The following is a 16,106-nucleotide window of genomic DNA, read 5'->3' on the forward strand; positions in this document are numbered from 1 at the left end:
TAAAAATGATAAGCGAATGGGTTGTATCTATACTGCTACTTTTTGGTGGGCTATTTATTTTAATTGGCTCACTAGGTTTAATAAAATTACCTGACTTTTATATGCGCTTACACGGCCCAACCAAAGCCACCACATTAGGTATGGCCAGTATATTAATTGCGGCTATGGTATTTTTTGCCAACTCTGAGCATGGTTTTAGTGTTAAAGAAATTTTAATCACCGTATTTTTGTTAATTACCGCGCCAATAAGTGGCTATATGCTAATCAAATCAGCTATTCATCATAAGTTAAAAGCAAAAGAGGGCACTAAAGGGCTCGATAACATAGAAGAAGATTAACCTTATAAGGGTAACTAAAAGGCCAAATAAATGTGTTTTATTTGGCCTTTTTTGTATTTGCTCAATTGCAAAGTGCTCGAGCCACCAATATTAGTTCGCAAGAATACTTAACTATTTTGAGTAGCTAAACCTGACGCTAGCAATGTTCAAAGTAGCTCATCTAAAGCTACTAAATAACAAATTATTTGTTTATGTTGATTTATTATCCTCAGGTCAGGTTAATTACCTATTATTGCGTATCGTTTTTAATCATGTGAGTATGGTGCCAATTTTATATTTAAGGATAAAACAATGACTAAAACATTATTACTTTCACTACTGATTTTTTCAGGCAGCGTATTTGCCGATCAAGCATCAAAGCAGCAAAAAATAGATGAGCTAATAAACGTAATGAACATGGATGCCATGGTTGACTCAATGTACGGGCAAGTTGAAGGCATGATGAAAAATATGTCTGCGCAAATGGGCGTTAAACCTTCTGAGCAAGCTATTTTTGATAAGTACTACGCAAATATGACCAATGTGCTAAAAACCGAAATGAGCTGGGCTAAAATGCAGCCAATGATGGTAAATGTTTACGATAAACACTTTAATGAGCAAGAAATTAGCGACATGCTGGGCTTTTATAAAACACAGACCGGTCAAAAAATACTGAAAAAAATGCCAGAGGTTATGCAAGAGTCTATGCAAATGTCACAAAGCTTAGTGCAAGATGCAATGCCAAAAATTCAAGCCATAGCGCAAGAGCTAAGTGAAGAGCTAAAACAATCACGCCAAAGCAATACCGAACAAAACTAGCCTGTTAATAAGCTAGGGTCACACGGGCAGGGTTTACCAAATTGATAGCCCTGCGCGTAATTAATGCCTATCTTGTAAAGAATATTATTAATTTGCTCGTTTTCTACAAACTCAGCAATTGTTTGCATTCCCATCATATGGGCTATTGCGTTAATTGATTTGACAATTTCTTGATCTATTTCACTGCGCTCAATATTTTTAATTAGGCTTCCATCAATTTTTAAATAATCGGCAGGCAGATTTTTTAAGTATTCAAAAGTAGGAGCACCACTACCAAAGTCATCGAGCGCAAACTTAATACCTAGGGTTTTCATTTCGGCAATAAATTTTTGTACTTTAAAAATTTGCGAAATAGCTGCGGTTTCGGTTATTTCAAAACATATGTTGTGCGCCGGCACATCAGAGTTTTTAACAAGTTTAATAAGTTCTTGTACAAACTGCTCGTCACTTAAGCTGATCCCAGATAGGTTTATAGAAACAAGCGTATCACCTTGGGGGAAAAAGGCGTGATAGTTGAGCAATAGTGTACTGATCACCCAATGATCAATTAACGTTATGAGCCCGTTTTTTTCAGTTGCGGGAATAAATAAATCTGGCGGAATTAATGTACCATCAAGCGCTTTAAAGCGAATTAAAATTTCGTAATGAGATTGTGCGTTTGGGTTTTTATAAAGCGGTTGAATAAGCTGCTTTACTAAAAAAAACTGTTTATTGGCAATGGCTTGGCTAATATTGGCAATATAGCCAATTTGCAGTGCTTCGTTAAAGAGGTTGTTGTTATTCTGATCGGTTATAAACACACGGCCTCGGCCAAGCTCTTTTGCTTTATAACATGCTATATCTGCCATGCTAAGTAGCTCTGTTGCATTTAAACCATAGCTAATAGGCACCATACCTATGCTGATGCCGGTATCAAAAATTCGTTCGTTCCAAGTAAACTTATAGCATTTTACAGCGTTAATTATTTTTTCGCAGGTAAGTTGCGCATGGGGTAGATTGCTTGCATTAATAACAAGAGCAAACTCATCGCCACCAAGTCGAGCGAGTAAATCGCCCTTATTAATACTTTGCATAATAAGGGTTGTTACTTCACATAACATTGCATCGCCCACTAAGTGCCCTGCACTGTCGTTTACAAGTTTAAAGCGATCTAAGTCTAACATGCATAAAAAACTATGTACTTGGTTATTAGATTTAGTGGGTAAGTGCTTTTTTAAATGCTGATTAAATGTATGGCGGTTCATCAATCCTGTTAGTTGGTCGTAAGCGGCAGCATAAGCTACTTGCTCTGAAAGCCTATGCTGCTGTGTTATATCCTTAATAATACCTCTGTAACCTGTAAAATTATTGTTTAATGCATAAATAGGCTTTGCAATCAGCATTAATATTTTTAAATCCTGATTTGTCGGTTTTACTTTAAAAATTAAATTGTCGAGTGGCTGAAATGTATCTTGGGCTTGTTGGTAGTCATTAACCGGAAATTCTATATGTGGATTATTTTTCATCAGCGAAAGCAAAGATTGCCCAAGCATATTTTGCTGCGGTAAATAAAAAAACAGTTGAGTGTCGCCAGATATATAACACAGTTTATCTTGGGTGTTTGTTTCCCAAAAAATATTAGCGCCTGCGTGGGCTAAGTCTTTGTAGCGTTCTTTATTTATATTGAGTAACTTTTGCGTTTGCCTGCCGCGGCGAATAATTTCGGCCATCATTGCAATAATGCATAAGCTAATACTAAATGCTGCAATTACTACCCACACGTATAATTTATATTTTTGATAAAAAGTAGCGTCTTCATTTATTAAGGTGTGTGGCTTTGGAATATCTACTTTTGCTATTTCAAACTCTTTTAAAAGCTGTGCATCTAACATCCAGGTGGTTTGCGCATTTAAAATTGGTTTCACTTTATCTATTTCGGTATTGTTTAATAAAAGCTTTACCAATTTACTTGCTTGCATAGCATGCTGCACACCATCGAGCTCATCAGCGCCAGTAGCACCATTTTGTAAGCTTGCTTGTGCAATGGTAAATATTGGCCCGCTGGCATAATTAGCCAGTAATTGGCTAGTGATATGCCAGCTTAATAAGCCATTATGCTGTTTTGGGTCAATTAGCTGACCGATTACCAAAATGGGGGTTTTTTGAGGGTAGCTATTAATAACACTTGCTATGCTGTTTTCAGTTAAATCTTCGATTAAATAAATATGTTCAGGCGCGTTGGGGTGGTTATAAATGTCATAAATTTTAGACGAATTGATTTTGCCAGTAATACTGCTGTCGGAAACGACCAACAAATTATTTTGTTTGCTCATGGCTTTTATATCAAACACTGTTTGAGCTAAATCGCGGTTTTCAAATACGCCTGTGGAGTTTTTAAGTGCCAGTATTTCAGGAGTCACTTGGTTAATTCCGCTATAAACAATAGGCACTAGTGGCAAAAAAACGGCTCTGTTTGCGTTAACCCAATTAAGTGCCGAGTTATCCGTAACAACAAGAACATCTATAGGGGTATTAGCGTATTTTTCTAGTAGGTAAGCTAAAAACTGTTTTTTAAATGTCCCTTTAGGATAGCGTTTATTATCCATAAACTCATGGAGTAACCGTGTGTTTGTATCAAGCTTAAACGCACTTTCGTAGCCATCTTTTAACATTTACGTCCATTCATGCTCACTGTGATAAGAATGAATGATCAAAATATTGTTTTTAGCTGTTTGAGCTGAAGCAATACTACTTACTAAGCAGCATGCAATAATGAGTAAAAATTTTAGCAAAACATAAGGCAATCAGCTTGTTAGGAACATTTATAGTATGTGTTTAATTCTCTATTAGCCAATTTTTAACTAAGAATGAGAATTAAGTAGATAGTTTTAAATTACAAGCTAAGCCAAAGTAATTAATTTTTAGCTAGAGCTATTAACAAACCTGCACTTGCATATTGCGCGATAGGCCAAAGTATATAAATAAGTAATACACTGCAAAGTATTGACCTATGTGTTGCACATAGGTTTATGATTGCAGGTATAGAACAAGATTGGAGCCTAATATGTACGTTAAACAGCTAGTCAAATTAATGAGCGTGACACCAGATACAGTACGTCATTACACACGAGTCGGGCTTTTACACCCAACGCGTAGTGAACAAAATGGTTATCAAGAATACACGCAAGGCGATATACAGCGTTTAAAGTTTATAATAAGTGCGCGCCAGTTAGGTTTTTCAGTCACTGATATTAAAAATATAGTGAGTGAATCAGAGCAAGGTCACTGCCCATGCCCACTTACTCGTAAACTCATTACTAAACGGTTAGAAGAAACCGAAGCGTTGTTTCAAGAAACTCTTAAACTGCGCACACGTATGCAATCGGCATTAAAACAGTGGGATTCGTCGCCCGATGGCGCAACATCAAGTGACGTATGTAGTTTAATTGAGTCGTTTGTCGATCCTATTTCAGAGCCAAGTATCAAGGAGGGGTAAATGAGTAACAAACCTGAGCAAAACTTTATAATTGAAGGCGCAAACTGCGGAAGTTGCGTTGCCAAAATAGAAAAAGCCCTAAAAAGTGTGCAAGGCGCAAACAATGTAGAAATGAACTTTGCAGAGCGCACCGTAAGAGTAGAGGGAAGCGTTGAGCAAGACACACTAATAAAAGCGGTTGAAAACATAGGCTATGGCGCAAAACCTATGAGTAATAAATCTGATCAAGACGCCCTTGATGAAAAAGCTAAATCGGATGATGCGCACTATAAAAAACTCATGCGAAATATGATGTTTGCCTTAGGCGTAGGTGTACCTTTAATGGTTTACGGCCTTATTTTTGATATGAGCGTATCAACAACAACGCAGCGCATTGCGTGGTTTGTTGTGGGCATTGTGACCCTTATGGTAATGGCGGTATCGGGCAAGCAGTTTTATAAAGGCGCATGGCAGGCATTTAAAAACCACGCTGCAAATATGGATACGCTAATAGCACTTGGTACAGGTACTGCGTGGTTGTATTCAATGTTTGTGGTAATTGCACCTAGTTTATTACCTGAAGTAGCACGGCACGTTTATTTTGAAGCATCATCGATGATCATCGGTTTAATTAGTTTAGGCCTTGCCTTTGAAGTAAAAGCACGCGGGCGCACTTCGCAGGCAATCAAGCGCTTAATTGGCTTACAAGCTAAAACTGCGCGTGTTGTACGCCAGGGGCAAGAGCAAGATATTGACATAACCGATGTACAAAAAAACGATCACGTACGTGTACGCCCTGGCGAAAAAATACCGGTAGATGGCAATGTAATTGAAGGCAGCAGCCGTGTTGACGAGTCAATGCTCACAGGTGAGCCCATGCCTGTAAGCAAACAAGCCGATGATAAAGTTGTTGCAGGCAGCATAAATAAAAGTGGCACTTTATTATTTGAGGCCACGCATGTTGGCCACGAAACCACCCTTGCTAATATTATTAATATGGTAAAGCGAGCACAAAACTCAAAGCCTTCGATAGGGCGCTTAGCCGATGTTATTTCGGGTATATTTGTACCCACAGTGATGATTATTGCTGTACTGGCTGCCCTCGCATGGCTCAACTTTGGTCCAGAGCCTTCAATTGCTTATGCAGTGGTCGCGCTTACCACTGTGCTTATAATTGCGTGCCCGTGTGCGCTTGGTTTAGCTACGCCTATGTCGGTAATGGTAGGGGTTGGTAAAGCGGCTGAGTCGGGTATTTTGATTCGTAATGGCGAGTCACTGCAAACCACCTCTAAAATAACCACCATGATTTTAGATAAAACCGGCACTATCACCCAAGGTGCACCACAAGTAACAGATGTTGTTACGTTTAATAACGCAGATAAAAACAACGTAATGCAGCTAGTTGCAAGCCTTGAGAGTAGCTCTGAGCACCCTCTGGCAGAGGCTATTATGCAGCATGCTAAAAAACAAAACGTTACTTTGAGTAAAGCCACTGACTTTGACGCCATTACCGGCAAAGGTGTAAGCGGTACGGTGAATGGGCAAACGTTGTTATTTGGCAATAAAGCGCTTATGGACAAGTACGAGATTGCTGTTGATGAAGCTACTGAGCAAGCGCACAGCTTTGCAAAAGAGGCTAAAACGCCCATGTACTTTGCTTGTAATAACCAGTTAACAGCGTTAATTGCGGTGGCGGATCCGATAAAAGAAGACTCTGCTGAGGCAATAAAACGACTGCAAAACAACGGTATTCACCTTGTCATGCTAACGGGTGATAACAACGCGACAGCACAAGCGGTTGCCCAAAAAGTAGGAATAGATGACTTTATAGCTGAGGTTTTGCCACAGGATAAAGTAAACGAAGTGAGTAAACGTCAGCAACAAGGCGAGATTGTTGGTATGACTGGCGATGGTATTAACGATGCTCCTGCACTTGCAAAGGCAGATGTAGGGTTTGCAATTGGTACTGGCACAGATGTCGCTATAGAAAGTGCCGATATAACGTTAATGCGAGGCTCACTCCACGGCCTAGCTGATGCAATAGCGATAAGCAGCGCAACTATTGGTAACATTAAGCAAAACTTGTTTGGCGCCTTTATATACAACGTAGCGGGTATTCCTATTGCGGCAGGTGTGCTCTATCCTTTTTTTGGCTTGTTATTAAACCCTGTTGTAGCCGGAGCTGCTATGGCGCTTTCATCGTTAACGGTGGTCACTAACGCTAACCGCTTACGTTTTTTTAAGCCTAATAAATCTTAGGGAGTAAATTATGTTGATGATTAATATACTCGGCGCCATTTTAATAGCAGCCATTATTTACTGGTTTTGGTTATATAAACCAAAGCAAATTCAAACTGATGACAATACAGTCACCATAGTGGTAGATAACGGCGTGTACCAGCCTGGCAATATAAAAGTTGCGGCCAATAAACAGGTCACGCTTACTTTTAATAGAAAAGACAGCGCGCCATGCGCCGAAACCGTTATATTTCCAGCGCTTGATATAAGCAAAAGCTTGGCAATGGGAGATGATAATAAAATCACCTTGCCTGCACTAAAAGCTGGCGAATACGACTTTCATTGCCAAATGCAAATGTATAAAGGTAAGTTAATTGCTGAGTAACTTAAGCTTAGCGAAGTAATATAAATATGGTCTAGCTGTGTGTTGAGCTAAACAATGGGTTAGGCCGTATTAATAAAAAAACGATTATTTAAAGTTATGAATAAATTAAACCCTAAAAAATTACTCAATAGTAAATGGACCGCCACACCAGCAATTAATAAAGAAAAACACTTTATTATTGTCGAAGTTGAATACGATGAGGACGCCAATGTAGTAGCGTGCATTACTGAGTCAGTGTTTTCTAAAAACCAATACCCAATTAGTTGGCGCGATTTAAAAGACACTCAAAAGTGGCAGCAAGGCTGGAAATAGCCTCTATCGATTCAACTTTTTACTTTTTGTATAACTAGGGCCACTGAGTAAAGGCATTTATCGGTGGACTTCGCATTTATAAAGGCGCACAGCTCAAAATCTCCATAGTGTTAAATAGCAAACACGGTTTTAAACCCCTTCTTTAAAGCGCTGCACCTTAAAGTTAATTCGCCATTTGGCAACAAAATCCTATATTTCTAATTAACTATTAAAATTACTTATAAATACTTTTAAAATAATTTAAAAGTCCATACTTTTCAGTTTTTTAGGTTTTTAAAGTTTACCTTAGTAACCTCATTTATTTTTCTGTTCAGATTCAGTTTATTCTCAAAACCATCAAATTTGTACTTTTAGATAGCTGTTTGCCTAAATGTGTCTTTTTAATTACTTATAAGTGACTGATTTAATTGGTATATTTTAATTGGTGCAAAACGCTGTTGCTAAAGAGCAACAAAATTAATTGGCCAAGAGGGTATAATTATTAACTTAAATGGTTAAGCTGTTGATTTAAAATGATTTGTTTAAGTTGGCATTGAAGTTGTAATACTAGGTTGTATTAAGCAAAACGTGATTAAGGCCATATGGCTAAATCACCTAACCCTATGAAGGATTTCATTATGAAAAAGGCACAATCAACATTGGTATTAATGGCTTTAGCTTCTTCATCAGCGGCTTTTGCAGTAACAGATTTTGACACACTTGATAAAGATAGCAGCGGCGCACTCAGCCCTTTAGAGGCATCGGCAGATGCTGAGCTGATGAGCCAGTTTTCAAAACTCGATACCGATAAAAACAACGAGCTATCAAAAAGTGAGTACGATAAAGCATAGTGTTTACTTTGCTTCAAACAGCTTTTGCTCGGTGAATAAATTAATTCTGCGTTGCCAAAGACAACCTAATTAGGCAAGGGAGCCTATGACAGAGAATAACAAGGACTGTGTAATTTAAAGAGCACTTTATTATAAATGCATAGCGAAGGAATCGTTATGTAAAAGCGATACCCGACTTTGCTTGCAATCGCGCTGGTATTTTCTAGCACATTTGCAAAGTTTGATACCAACACAACGGTAAACTTTTTTAAAGCAGAGGTTTTTACAAGCGTAGACGATTAATGCGCTGTGGTGTAAGCATAATTCTGAGTTGCCAAGACAACCTAAATAGGCAAGGGAGCCTATTAAAAAGAATAACAAGGAAGTGAGTTGTAACCACCTCAGTGCAAATTTATACAGGTAATGCATATTATTGAAGGATTACATTATGACTAAGCTGAAAACAACACTTGTACTTATCACCTTGGTGTCATCATCGGTGGTATTGGCAAATACAGAGTTTAAAACACCTACACAAGGCGAAGGTGGTTTAACAAATCAAAGTGATCAATCAGCAGAACAAATAATGCAGCAATTAAATATGCAAAGCCGAAATGGCGTTACCGAAAACGACTTTTTTGAATATTAACAGTTACCCCTTAATGGATCTTTGAAAAGGACTTCTTACCTTTAATCTGGCTATTATGCCTAAGGAACGATTATGAAAACAGTAAATAAAACCCTAGCACTTGTTGCTCTTTTATCATCTTCAGCACCCTTTGCTGCGGTAGATTTTAACTCTTTTGATGCTGATGGCGATGGCGTTATTAGCAAATCAGAAGCGCAGGCTAATGCTCAGTTAGTTCAGCTATTTGATAAGCTAGATACAGATGGAAATGGCGAGCTTTCTCAGCAAGAGTTTTCAAAGGTACAGTAAAATTAGGCGCATACGTAGGTTTACGCATTAACTAAACGTTTAAAGATCATACTCACAAAGCAGCTAAGTATTTAATACTTAGCTGCTTTTTTGTGCGCCGAATAAAATATAAATGCCGTTTTATCACCAAAAGGGTGCAATTCCAATTATGTAAATTAATAACCTATTGATTTTAAATAGTATATTTATGTGGTTTTAAACTTGCTTAGTTAACGCTATAGCAACCAAGTGAGTACACAATAATGGCGCGAATGAGTTATATAAGTAGTGTAGAGCGTTACCATGAATATGAGCAAATGATACACAGCCTGCTCGATTCTATTTTAATGAGTATTGAGGATGGCATTACTAAAAATCGCGATACACGCTATTTAGTTAAGCAGTACCCATTTTTAGAGCTGCAGTATTGTTTAAACGAATCAGGGTTACAGCAAGGTAACAACGTGTGCTTTAAGCGTGCTTATAAAAAATTAGCAGAGCAAGGCAATCAACAAGATTTAAGCGATCGACCTTATTTTTTACACTCTAAGCAAACCGATTCGGTGTGCTTTACTGAGCCTTATATTTCTATTGCAACTAACCATTTATGTATTTCGGCCATTAAAGAGCTAAAAAAACCCATTAACCAGCAATACTATTTAGTACTCGATGTATGTTTAACCCAGTTAATTGAGTTTGTCATGGGGGATAGCGCACGAGCTAGCATGTCGCCTTATTTTAAAGCGGGTTACGGCGTTATTGTGGCGTGTTTATTTAGTTTAGTGCTGTTTTTATTAGGCATAGTATTTAACGATATATACTCGTTACTGACTCATTTTGATTCGGCGTCTGACCCTTTAGAGCCTTTTAGTATCATTATTTATATCACGCTTGCATTAGCTGTATTTGATTTAGGGAAAACGATACTCGAAGAAGAAATTTTAATGCATAAAGATATTTTTAGGCACTCGTCAACACGGCGTACTATTACGCGCTTTATATCTACCGTGCTCATTGCTATATCTATTGAGGCGTTATTAACTATGTTTAAGGCGGCGCTCGGGCAGGCTGAATACCTACTGCCGGCTATTGCGATGATGCTAGCGGTGGTAGGGCTTTTAATTGCATTGGCCATTTATGTGTATTTAGGGGCAAAGGCCGAAACCTTATTAATGCGGGCACGCTTAAAATTAAAATCCTCCAAGTAGGAGGATTTTAACTATAAGTATTATTGCTTATCGAGTGCGCGTTTTGCTTTAAAGTCTGAGTCACTCGTCCATTTAGGCCAGTCACCGTTATTAGCAAGTTGCGACGCTATATCAACAATAAGCTCTATATCTTGCTTTACGCCACCTAAAGACCACTGTGGCGAGTAATCATCGGCTTCTTTATGGTATTTATGTGCAATGTAATCTGGATCGGTATCGCCAAGGCTCATAAACAATAAGCTAGGAACGCCTTGCTTAGAAAGCGAGAAATGATCAGATCTAAAAAACAAGCCATTTTGCGGGCGAGGATCCATTTTAACAACGCGGCCTTGCGCTTTAGCGGCTTTTGCTAAATAGTTCTCCATTGTTGATAAGTCTTTACCGTACTGCAAAATATAGTCAGTACCATCAAGCACGTTCATGCCATCAATATTTAATAACCCCACCATTTGCTTTGTTGGTACAACAGCGCCCGAGGCAAACTCTTGTGAGCCAATAAGCCCGGTTTCTTCTGCGGTAAAGTTGGCGAAAATAATTGAGCGTTTAAACGGTGTTTGCTGGTGGATTTGATTCATAATGCGAGCAATTTCTAGGGTTGCGGCTGTGCCAGATGCATTATCAACCGCGCCATTATAAATTTTAGGGCCACTATCAGTTTGTTTAGTTCCAAAATGATCCCAGTGGGCGCTTATAACAACGTATTCATCAGGCGCTTCGCTGCCGGTAATTTGCGCCACTACATTATGTGATTTGGCATGCGATACTTCGTTTTTAAACGCAAGATTAGCTTTTAGATTAAGTGGTGTGGCTTTAAAGTCATCGTTTAATGCGGCTTGCTTTAATTGCTGATAATTTAAGTTTGCCGATGCAAATAATTGCTCGGTAGCATCAAGGGTTAACCAGCCCATAACTGGCAGTTCGTTAGCGTTTAGGTTGTTGTCCATCAGGGTGTATTTTGTACCCGTGTTTGAGCTTTCAACTACGCCCCAAGGGTAGGCTGCAGGTGCTGTTTCGTGCACAATAAATACCGCTTTGGCACCTTGGCGAGCAGCTTCTTCGTATTTGTAAGTCCAACGACCGTAGTAGGTCATGGCGTTACCTGTAAATAGTGCATCATTTTGTGTTGCAAAGCCTGGGTCGTTTACCAGCACCACTACCGTTTTTCCCTCAACATCAATGTTTTTATAATCGTTCCAATTGTATTCTGGCGCGTTTATTCCGTAGCCCACAAACACTATGTCTGAATCTCGCACATCAATAACTGGCTTTAATTGTTTGGTACGCGCTGTAAAATCCTTTCCTGCAACAAAGCTTAAATCGCCTATTGTTAACTGCATATTTTGATTTGCCGTTACCATCGCCATTTTTACCGGCTGCAAGTATTTTTCTTTGTACGCGCCTGTTAAACCCAGTGCTTTATATTGCTCGCTTAAGTAACCTACTGTTTTTACTTCACCATGAGTAAGCGGGCCGCGACCTTGAAAGTCATCTGAGGCAAGAATTTTAATATGCTGTTTTACATTATTTAGGCTTACACCGGGTGTGGTTTCTAAAGGAGATTGTTCGCTTGCAGGCTCTGAGCAGCCAAAAAGGGCAACTAGTAGGCCTAGGCTAGCGCTTTTTAAAAAGGTCGATACCATAGTTTTCGTCTTGTTTTAAATAATGGCGTTTAATATAAGGAAGAGCGGCAATGATGTCGAATTTTTATCTGTTTGTTTAAGCGCTCACCCAAAAATTGAAAGATTCGCTATTGGGGTGTATAAATAATCAACAACAATAAAATGGAGCACACACAATGAGCCAATCTAAAAAAAGCGGGTACTTATTTATAGGCAGCGGCGCTGCATTTTATGCTGCAGCTTTGCTAGCACAGCAAGCAATGTTTTTTGCATTAGCTGTATCCTTTGTTGTATTGGGTACAATTAGTATAAAAAAAAGCGGCTTAACAGCCGCTTATTTAATTAACACCGTGTAATAAATATCTTTAAACACTTACCAAATTATTGTTTCCACCATTGATGGGTTATTGCAGCATCGGTAGGGGTAAATATTTGTCCAAACTCGGGCGTACTCAATGTTACGTTATTTATGTTGCTTGCAGCCGTTACTCGTTCAAATGGGTCAACCCAAGCATGAAACGCCAAATCAAACGTACCGTTATGAATAGGCACTAAAGTTTTACCTTGTAAATCAATATGCGCTTGAACCGATTGCTCTGGTGTCATGTGTATATCGGCCCAACCTTTGTCGTAGGCGCCTGTTTCAATTAGGGTTAAATCAAAAGGACCGTACTTGTTACCAATTTCTTTAAAGCCTGCGAAATAACCCGAATCACCACTAAAATAAACACTTTGCTGGGCGGTTTTAATAACCCACGAACCCCAAAGTGTGTTGTTTGCATCACTTAATCCACGGCCCGAAAAATGCTGGGTAGGGGTAAAGGCAACTAATGCATGTTCGGTTTGTAACTCCTGCCACCAGTTAAATGTGCTAATTTTGTTTTCATTCACTCCCCAATTAACTAAATCGGTATCTACACCAAGTGGCACATAAAACTCTTTAGTTTTTGCAGCCAGCTTTTTAATAGCTGATTTATCAAGGTGATCGTAATGGTTGTGCGAAATAAGCACCTTATCGATAGGTGGCAGTTCGCTAATACTAATAGGCAACTTAGAAAAGCGCTTTGGCCCTAAAAAAGAAAAAGGAGATGCACGCTCACTAAATACCGGATCGAGTAACCAGTATTCGCCATGCACTTTTAAAAGTACGCTAGAGTGGCCAAGTTTAACGACATGCACGGTATTATTTGCAAGGGCATTAAGCATTTTTGCTGTAACACGTTTAATTGCAATGGGTTCTTTAGGTGTAATGTTGGTACGCTTTTCTGTTATATAACGCCCTAAAATTCCGAGTGTTTTCTTAAAGCTATTCGGCTCAACCTGTTGATGGTTATGAAATTTACCATGTTCGTAGTTATCTACATTAGGTGCTTCATTAACACCTTGCGCAACTATCTGTTTATTCACGCTACAACCTCCAAAAACAATGATGGCGATGATCACAACTAACCATTTTATAAATGTCATCGTTAAACCTTAAAGTAAACTAATGAGTGTAGTTTTTCATTGTTTTAATAAAAAGTAAACTATGCAGTGCATTTTTTTATTGTTTAGTTAAAATGTAGCCATTAATAATTGCAGAACCCATTATGAAATTATCAGAAAAAAAACGCATAAATATTCTTCAAGCAGCAGAGCAGCTGTTTTTTGAAAAAGGTGTAGAGCACACCAGTATGGATCAAGTTGCTGCAAAAGCGGGGGCGTCTAAGCGAACTGTTTATAATCACTTTGCGACAAAAGAAGAGCTATTTCAGGCTATTTTAACGACTATGCTGGCTAAAATTAATCATGGTGATGCTATTCACTTTAATAAAAATCAACCAATTGATTTGCAGCTTACTGCTATTGCCGAGCAAGAAGTGGCTATGCTTACATCGCCTGATTTTTTACGTTTAGCTAAAATTGCTTTTATGCAAATGCTACAAGAGCCGCAGCTAGCTAAGTCTTTAAGTAATAATACTATGGGGTGTATGACTTATTTAGAAGGTTTTTTAGAGCAAGCAAAAACAGCGGGTGTTTTAAAAGGTGATGAACTAAATATAGCTGCTAAACAGTTTGTGTATCAATTAAAATCGTTTGTGTTTTATCCGCTACTTTATGGGTTTGAAATAGTAACAGAGCAGCAAAATAATAAAGTAATTGAACAAACAGTCAGCTTATTTTTGGCTAAATATAAAGCGTAAACTTAAAAGTAAAAAACCAGCAATTAGCTGGTTTTAATCAAATATAGCAAGTAACTAATTACTCATCTGCGTATTTTACGCGAATTTTGCTTTTAGCTACGCTTAATTGATTTAATGCTTTAATAGCGCTTCTACTTTCTATGTCATTTGGCATTTCTACAAAGGCAAAGCCTTTTGACTGGCCAGTCTCTTTATCAAGTACTAAATTACAGGTAGTCACTTTACCGTGAGCTGCAAACAATGTACGAAGTTCCTGCTCGGTAGTAACGCGAGACAAGTTACGAACTAATAATTTCATATTTAACCTAAATAATGGGTTCAGTAATGATTATCTCAAGTAACTTCGCTTTAACCTAATTTTATTTTTATCCTCTTATTTTAAGCTGCTTTTATGATGTAGTTAAGCCCAAAATATAAAACCGCATTGGTAATAAAGATCTAGTTATTAAAATAAATAATTGGTAAGTTATATTTTACTTTATTTACTTACCATTAACCTGGGCTGGTTGTTTATGTCAAATTTTTGCTTGCGTGTTTTAACTATTTCTTCTGTTTGTTTTTTGGCTGGTTCAGTTGTAGGTTGTGGCAGCTCAGGGTCAAAAAGTGAGCCTGTAAATGTATCGATAGCAGCGCAGAGCGCCGCGGTAATTAGCGGTCAAACAGCTGTCAGTATTGAAAATACCCGAGAAGCTGCAATAACAGGAGAGTTATCTATAACAGATGCACAAACCAACGAAGCGGTATTTAAAACGCAAAGCAATAACACCACTGATTATGGTTCATTTAGCTTAACGCAAGAAGGAAATTGGTCATATACTCTCAGTGGCGATAATACGACGGTTAATACCCTCAACGAAGGCGAAACCATACTTGATGAAGTGATTGTTACATCAGCTGATGGCACGACTGCCGTAGTGTCTATAACAATTATAGGTACTTCACGCGCTGATGATTTTATAATAAGTGAAGAGACCGCGCTTAATGCTGATGGCGCTAATACAGGGCTAAGTGCTTATACGTTAATAGAAAATGCTTTTAGTGAAGGTTCAATTGAATCGCCCGATATGTATAGCGGGAATCATCAAGATGTTGAGCATATTATTGAAGATACCGACTCAATAATTGGTAATCACTTTGTATTTTTAGCGCATCGCGATGACGACCAAGATAAAGACAAAGGCGCAACTGACCGCCAACGCAACGAAATAAAAGCTTATGATAAATCACCTGCGGCAACACTTGCCTTTAAAGGCGAAACCGTACAATACAGTTGGAAATTTAAAGTCTCTAGTGAGCTTGAGCTGAGCAGTAAGTTTAGTCATTTTTTTCAAATAAAAGCCCGTAACGATAGCAACGACAACACTAATGGTAACGACGATCAGCCTATTATTACGCTCTCGGGTGCACAAAAAAACAGTACAGGTAATCAGCTGCAAGTACGATATAGCGCAGGTTTTGACGAAAATGGTAACAGCACTGGGCTCGATAAAAACCTTATAGAAACCGACTGGTCTCTCATTACTGGTGAATGGATAGCGGTATTTGTTCAAGCTACCTTTGACGAAGAAGGTAAGTTTGATATGACGCTCACCCGTTTAAGTGACAACGAAGAGCTATTTAGCATTAGCGAGCAAAACATAGATATGTGGCGTGGCTTTAGCGATGATGACTTTGCACGCCCTAAATGGGGAATTTATCGCTCAATAGTAGAAACCGATAGCCTTCGCGGCGAGGAAGAGCAGGTACGATTTGCTGATTTTGTGATTAAAAAAGGCGTTTTAACAAAGTAGCCGAAAGAATGGATTTAGTAACTCAAAAAAAAGCCCTTAACAATTTAATTGCTAAG

At 38.5% G+C, this 16,106-nt stretch carries 17 protein-coding genes; 13 read left to right on the forward strand and 4 right to left on the reverse strand.

Going from position 1 to position 16,106, the window contains the following annotated elements; all coding sequences use genetic code 11:
- Nucleotides 1-5: 5 nt before the first annotated feature.
- Both PESP_RS05755 and PESP_RS05760 read left to right on the forward strand, forming a co-directional pair.
- The gene (locus PESP_RS05755) at nt 6-338 is read left to right on the forward strand and encodes a Na+/H+ antiporter subunit G (protein ID WP_089347178.1); all 333 of its coding nucleotides are present in this window, start codon (nt 6-8) and stop codon (nt 336-338) included.
- A 291-nt stretch (nt 339-629) separates the two neighbouring features.
- Entirely contained in the window at nt 630-1,136 is a 507-nt protein-coding gene (locus tag PESP_RS05760) for a DUF2059 domain-containing protein (RefSeq protein ID WP_089347179.1), read from the forward strand.
- On the opposite strand, the gene PESP_RS05765 is transcribed toward PESP_RS05760, so the two are convergent.
- Nucleotides 1,133-3,787 carry an EAL domain-containing protein gene (locus PESP_RS05765; RefSeq protein WP_089347180.1) on the reverse strand — a complete coding sequence of 885 codons (2,655 nt, stop codon included), beginning with the start codon at nt 3,785-3,787 and terminating at the stop codon, nt 1,133-1,135. The two genes, PESP_RS05760 and PESP_RS05765, sit on opposite strands and share 4 nt — an antisense overlap.
- Before the next feature lie 392 nt (nt 3,788-4,179).
- Here PESP_RS05765 and PESP_RS05770 point away from each other — a divergent pair, with 392 nt between their 5' ends.
- From PESP_RS05770 to PESP_RS05805, 8 genes are all read left to right on the forward strand, one after another.
- The gene (locus PESP_RS05770; RefSeq protein WP_089347181.1) at nt 4,180-4,611 is read left to right on the forward strand and encodes a MerR family transcriptional regulator; all 432 of its coding nucleotides are present in this window, start codon (nt 4,180-4,182) and stop codon (nt 4,609-4,611) included.
- Nucleotides 4,612-6,849, forward strand: coding sequence for a heavy metal translocating P-type ATPase (locus PESP_RS05775; RefSeq protein ID WP_089347182.1), 2,238 nt, complete (start codon nt 4,612-4,614; stop codon nt 6,847-6,849).
- Nucleotides 6,850-6,859: 10 nt separating this feature from the next.
- On the forward strand, nt 6,860-7,213 hold the full coding sequence (locus tag PESP_RS05780) for a cupredoxin domain-containing protein (RefSeq protein ID WP_089347183.1): 354 nt from the start codon (nt 6,860-6,862) through the stop codon (nt 7,211-7,213).
- Nucleotides 7,214-7,309: 96 nt separating this feature from the next.
- A complete protein-coding gene (locus PESP_RS05785) occupies nt 7,310-7,525 on the forward strand; it encodes a TIGR02450 family Trp-rich protein (RefSeq protein WP_089347184.1) in 216 nt (71 codons plus the stop codon).
- 617 nt (nt 7,526-8,142) lie between these two features.
- Entirely contained in the window at nt 8,143-8,355 is a 213-nt protein-coding gene (locus PESP_RS05790) for a calmodulin (protein WP_089347185.1), read from the forward strand.
- A gap of 427 nt (nt 8,356-8,782) precedes the next feature.
- The gene (locus PESP_RS05795) at nt 8,783-8,983 is read left to right on the forward strand and encodes a hypothetical protein (RefSeq protein WP_089347186.1); all 201 of its coding nucleotides are present in this window, start codon (nt 8,783-8,785) and stop codon (nt 8,981-8,983) included.
- A 72-nt stretch (nt 8,984-9,055) separates the two neighbouring features.
- Complete coding sequence (locus PESP_RS05800) at nt 9,056-9,271, forward strand: EF-hand domain-containing protein (RefSeq protein ID WP_089347187.1); 216 nt, start codon at nt 9,056-9,058, stop codon at nt 9,269-9,271.
- 242 nt (nt 9,272-9,513) lie between these two features.
- Nucleotides 9,514-10,458 (forward strand): general glycosylation pathway protein, encoded by a 945-nt coding sequence (locus PESP_RS05805; protein ID WP_089347188.1) that lies wholly within the window; start codon nt 9,514-9,516, stop codon nt 10,456-10,458.
- A gap of 20 nt (nt 10,459-10,478) precedes the next feature.
- On the opposite strand, the gene PESP_RS05810 is transcribed toward PESP_RS05805, so the two are convergent.
- Nucleotides 10,479-12,098: a M28 family metallopeptidase gene (locus tag PESP_RS05810; RefSeq protein WP_089347189.1), complete on the reverse strand. Its 1,620-nt coding sequence runs from the start codon at nt 12,096-12,098 to the stop codon at nt 10,479-10,481.
- A gap of 155 nt (nt 12,099-12,253) precedes the next feature.
- Here PESP_RS05810 and PESP_RS05815 point away from each other — a divergent pair, with 155 nt between their 5' ends.
- A complete protein-coding gene (locus tag PESP_RS05815; protein WP_089347190.1) occupies nt 12,254-12,433 on the forward strand; it encodes a hypothetical protein in 180 nt (59 codons plus the stop codon).
- Nucleotides 12,434-12,458: 25 nt separating this feature from the next.
- Here PESP_RS05815 and PESP_RS05820 read toward each other — a convergent pair whose 3' ends face one another.
- Nucleotides 12,459-13,484 carry an MBL fold metallo-hydrolase gene (locus PESP_RS05820; protein WP_371862733.1) on the reverse strand — a complete coding sequence of 342 codons (1,026 nt, stop codon included), beginning with the start codon at nt 13,482-13,484 and terminating at the stop codon, nt 12,459-12,461.
- A 182-nt stretch (nt 13,485-13,666) separates the two neighbouring features.
- On the opposite strand from PESP_RS05820, the gene PESP_RS05825 reads away from it, so the two are divergent.
- A complete protein-coding gene (locus tag PESP_RS05825) occupies nt 13,667-14,260 on the forward strand; it encodes a TetR/AcrR family transcriptional regulator (protein ID WP_089347192.1) in 594 nt (197 codons plus the stop codon).
- Between the two features lie 58 nt (nt 14,261-14,318).
- Here the strand turns inward: PESP_RS05825 and PESP_RS05830 are convergent, their stop codons facing one another.
- On the reverse strand, nt 14,319-14,558 hold the full coding sequence (locus tag PESP_RS05830; RefSeq protein WP_089347193.1) for an RNA recognition motif domain-containing protein: 240 nt from the start codon (nt 14,556-14,558) through the stop codon (nt 14,319-14,321).
- Nucleotides 14,559-14,772: 214 nt separating this feature from the next.
- On the opposite strand from PESP_RS05830, the gene PESP_RS05835 reads away from it, so the two are divergent.
- The gene (locus PESP_RS05835; protein WP_089349110.1) at nt 14,773-16,050 is read left to right on the forward strand and encodes a VCBS domain-containing protein; all 1,278 of its coding nucleotides are present in this window, start codon (nt 14,773-14,775) and stop codon (nt 16,048-16,050) included.
- Nucleotides 16,051-16,106 lie beyond the last annotated feature (56 nt).

The organism is Pseudoalteromonas espejiana DSM 9414, from assembly GCF_002221525.1.
GTDB lineage: Bacteria > Pseudomonadota > Gammaproteobacteria > Enterobacterales > Alteromonadaceae > Pseudoalteromonas > Pseudoalteromonas espejiana.

What these genes read in the sequence shown, in the direction of transcription:
- PESP_RS05815 (WP_089347190.1), top strand. Translation starts at nt 12,254, where the DNA reads ATGAGCCAATCTAAAAAAAGCGGGTACTTATTTATAGGCAGCGGCGCT.
- PESP_RS05755 (WP_089347178.1), top strand. Translation starts at nt 6, where the DNA reads ATGATAAGCGAATGGGTTGTATCTATACTGCTACTTTTTGGTGGGCTA.
- PESP_RS05810 (WP_089347189.1), bottom strand. Translation starts at nt 12,098, where the DNA reads ATGGTATCGACCTTTTTAAAAAGCGCTAGCCTAGGCCTACTAGTTGCC.
- PESP_RS05780 (WP_089347183.1), top strand. Translation starts at nt 6,860, where the DNA reads ATGTTGATGATTAATATACTCGGCGCCATTTTAATAGCAGCCATTATT.
- PESP_RS05760 (WP_089347179.1), top strand. Translation starts at nt 630, where the DNA reads ATGACTAAAACATTATTACTTTCACTACTGATTTTTTCAGGCAGCGTA.
- PESP_RS05765 (WP_089347180.1), bottom strand. Translation starts at nt 3,787, where the DNA reads ATGTTAAAAGATGGCTACGAAAGTGCGTTTAAGCTTGATACAAACACA.
- PESP_RS05825 (WP_089347192.1), top strand. Translation starts at nt 13,667, where the DNA reads ATGAAATTATCAGAAAAAAAACGCATAAATATTCTTCAAGCAGCAGAG.
- PESP_RS05790 (WP_089347185.1), top strand. Translation starts at nt 8,143, where the DNA reads ATGAAAAAGGCACAATCAACATTGGTATTAATGGCTTTAGCTTCTTCA.
- PESP_RS05805 (WP_089347188.1), top strand. Translation starts at nt 9,514, where the DNA reads ATGGCGCGAATGAGTTATATAAGTAGTGTAGAGCGTTACCATGAATAT.
- PESP_RS05775 (WP_089347182.1), top strand. Translation starts at nt 4,612, where the DNA reads ATGAGTAACAAACCTGAGCAAAACTTTATAATTGAAGGCGCAAACTGC.
- PESP_RS05835 (WP_089349110.1), top strand. Translation starts at nt 14,773, where the DNA reads ATGTCAAATTTTTGCTTGCGTGTTTTAACTATTTCTTCTGTTTGTTTT.
- PESP_RS05770 (WP_089347181.1), top strand. Translation starts at nt 4,180, where the DNA reads ATGTACGTTAAACAGCTAGTCAAATTAATGAGCGTGACACCAGATACA.
- PESP_RS05785 (WP_089347184.1), top strand. Translation starts at nt 7,310, where the DNA reads ATGAATAAATTAAACCCTAAAAAATTACTCAATAGTAAATGGACCGCC.
- PESP_RS05830 (WP_089347193.1), bottom strand. Translation starts at nt 14,558, where the DNA reads ATGAAATTATTAGTTCGTAACTTGTCTCGCGTTACTACCGAGCAGGAA.
- PESP_RS05795 (WP_089347186.1), top strand. Translation starts at nt 8,783, where the DNA reads ATGACTAAGCTGAAAACAACACTTGTACTTATCACCTTGGTGTCATCA.
- PESP_RS05800 (WP_089347187.1), top strand. Translation starts at nt 9,056, where the DNA reads ATGAAAACAGTAAATAAAACCCTAGCACTTGTTGCTCTTTTATCATCT.